The organism is Zoogloea ramigera, assembly GCF_006539865.1.
Classification (GTDB): Bacteria; Pseudomonadota; Gammaproteobacteria; order Burkholderiales; family Rhodocyclaceae; genus Zoogloea; species Zoogloea ramigera.
Genome location: NZ_BJNV01000151.1, coordinates 1 through 2070, shown reverse-complemented (window position 1 = coordinate 2070; position 2070 = coordinate 1). Strand labels below are relative to the sequence as shown.

Annotated in this window: 3 protein-coding genes; all 3 read right to left on the bottom strand. The window is 56.4% G+C overall.

The annotated features are described in order from the left end of the window. Genes ZRA01_RS20130 through ZRA01_RS21430 form a run of 3 tightly spaced genes read right to left on the bottom strand, consistent with a single transcriptional unit; the run spans position 1 to position 1717 of the window. Positions 1 to 1041: a type I glyceraldehyde-3-phosphate dehydrogenase gene (locus tag ZRA01_RS20130; protein ID WP_246093802.1), complete on the bottom strand. Its 1041-nt coding sequence runs from the start codon at positions 1039 to 1041 to the stop codon at positions 1 to 3. After that, the gene (locus tag ZRA01_RS20125; protein WP_141355151.1) at positions 1038 to 1469 is read right to left on the bottom strand and encodes a DUF6691 family protein; all 432 of its coding nucleotides are present in this window, start codon (positions 1467 to 1469) and stop codon (positions 1038 to 1040) included. Before ZRA01_RS20125 ends, ZRA01_RS20130 begins: the two co-directional genes overlap by 4 nt. Beyond that, the gene (locus ZRA01_RS21430; protein WP_371859328.1) at positions 1469 to 1717 is read right to left on the bottom strand and encodes a YeeE/YedE family protein; all 249 of its coding nucleotides are present in this window, start codon (positions 1715 to 1717) and stop codon (positions 1469 to 1471) included. The genes ZRA01_RS20125 and ZRA01_RS21430 overlap by 1 nt, the downstream gene beginning before the upstream one ends. Positions 1718 to 2070: the final 353 nt, after the last annotated feature.

Sequence of the window (2070 nt, the reverse complement as noted above, 5' to 3'; positions counted from 1 at the left end):
CTAGCTCGAGAGGCGATCGCTCCAGCAAGCGGCCACATCGAGCATTCGGTTCGCAAAACCCCATTCGTTGTCGAACCACACCAGAAGATTGAGCAGCCTGTCGCCGCTCAAGCGAATCTGTTGTCCATCGATGATCGCAGAGTGAAGACTGTGATTGAAATCGATCGATGCGTGGGGCTCCGCCGTATAAGCCATCCTGCCCGAACCGCAGCCATCTGCCGCGCTCCGCAGAAGGGTCGTCACATCCTCAACCTTCACCGTCCGATTCAGGCTCACCACAAGGTCGATCGCCGAGACATTCACGACGGGAACCCGAATCGCCTTCGCCTCTACCCGCCCCTCCAGCGCGGGCAGCAGACGCACCACACCTCGAGCCAGGCCAGTGGCTACCGGAATCATCGACTGCATCGCCGACCGCGTGCGGTTGAGATCCGAATGGTGATATCCATCAATGAGCGGCTGGTCGTTCATGACAGAGTGGAACGTTGTCAGCAGAACGTGCTCGAGCCCGTACGTCTCGTCGAGCAAGGCCAATATCGGAACAACTGCATTGGTCGTGCACGACGCGGCAGAAACGATCCTCTCACTCCCACTCAGGGCAGTCTCGTTGAAACCGTAGACAACCGTTTGATCCACGTCCGCCGCGCCATGGCCAGGATGAGACAGCAACACACGCGCACACCCTGCGACAAGAAATGCATTCAGCTCATCTCGATGACCATACTGCCCGGACGCCTCCACCAGGATATCGACACCCAGATCTTTCCAGGGCACACCGTCGGGCCTTGACGCGTGAAAAACCGGGATAGGCAAGCTCTCTATCAGCAGGCAACCATCGCCAAGCTCGACGTTCCCCGGGAAGCGGCCATGGGTTGAATCGAAACGCGTCAGATATGCAATGCTCGCCAGATCCGCCGGATCGTTGATGGCGACCACAGTGAAGCGCTCGCGCAGTGGAGACTCCATCAGCGCACGCAGGAAACAACGCCCTATCCGGCCATAACCGTTGATCGCAATCCGCAGCGGCCGCCCCGACGTCACTTGCCCTCCCCTCTGGAGCGGGCGACCTCGAGAGCACCGAAGCGGCTGGCTACAAGCATCCCCACCCCCATGGCCAGCACATAGGCAATGGCTGCCACACTACCGCTGCTGGCGACAACGAGGGCCGGTCCAGGGCAATACCCGGACAACCCCCAGCCAATTCCAAACAGGATGCTTCCAACAACCAGCCTTACCTCGACCGGGCCATGTTGTCGACGGTTGGAATCACGCCGGAGTATCCACTGAAAGATCGGCAAAGCCACACAAACAGCGCCTCCCATCACCATCGCCAAGGACGGATCCCAGAGACCACCGACATCCAGAAATCCCTGCACTTTGGAAGGGTTCGTCATCCCCGAAACAACAAGCCCCAGACCGAACAAAAGGCCCGAAAAGAAAGGTAGCAAAGGCTGTAACAACTGCTTCATCACTCCCCCCCGACAATCCGAATGATGGCGACAGTTACCATTCCGGACATCATGAAGCTCAATACAGCCACAAATGACCTGAGAGAAAGCCTCGACAAACCACAAACGCCATGTCCGCTCGTACAGCCACGAGCAATACGAGTCCCGTAACCTGTCACGAAACCCGCAAGCAAGAGCCCTCCCCAAGGTAGTTCGAAGCGAGGACGCTCCACATCGAAGCCAGCTACGAGCCAGGGTGCTAGCAGCATTCCAACGATGAAGAAGAGGCGCCAGCTTCGACCTTCAGTCGCAAGCCCCGTCAACACCTCGCCAAAGATTCCACTAATGCCCGCGATCCGACGACTTCCCAGAAAAAGCATAACTGCTGCCATGCCAATCATGCAGCCGCCAACCAGAGACATAAGCGGCGTAAAACTCTGATAGTCAATCGTAATCAAAATACACTCCTGACGCAGAGATCCAAGCCAGGACTCTCGCACAAAGACCCAAAAGAATCAGGCACAAGATGATGAAACACTTTTCATCATCTTTAACACACCAATGCCCTAAGCAAATTAAAACCAAGAGCAGCAAGAAATGAAAGCATTACCTTTCTAAAAAA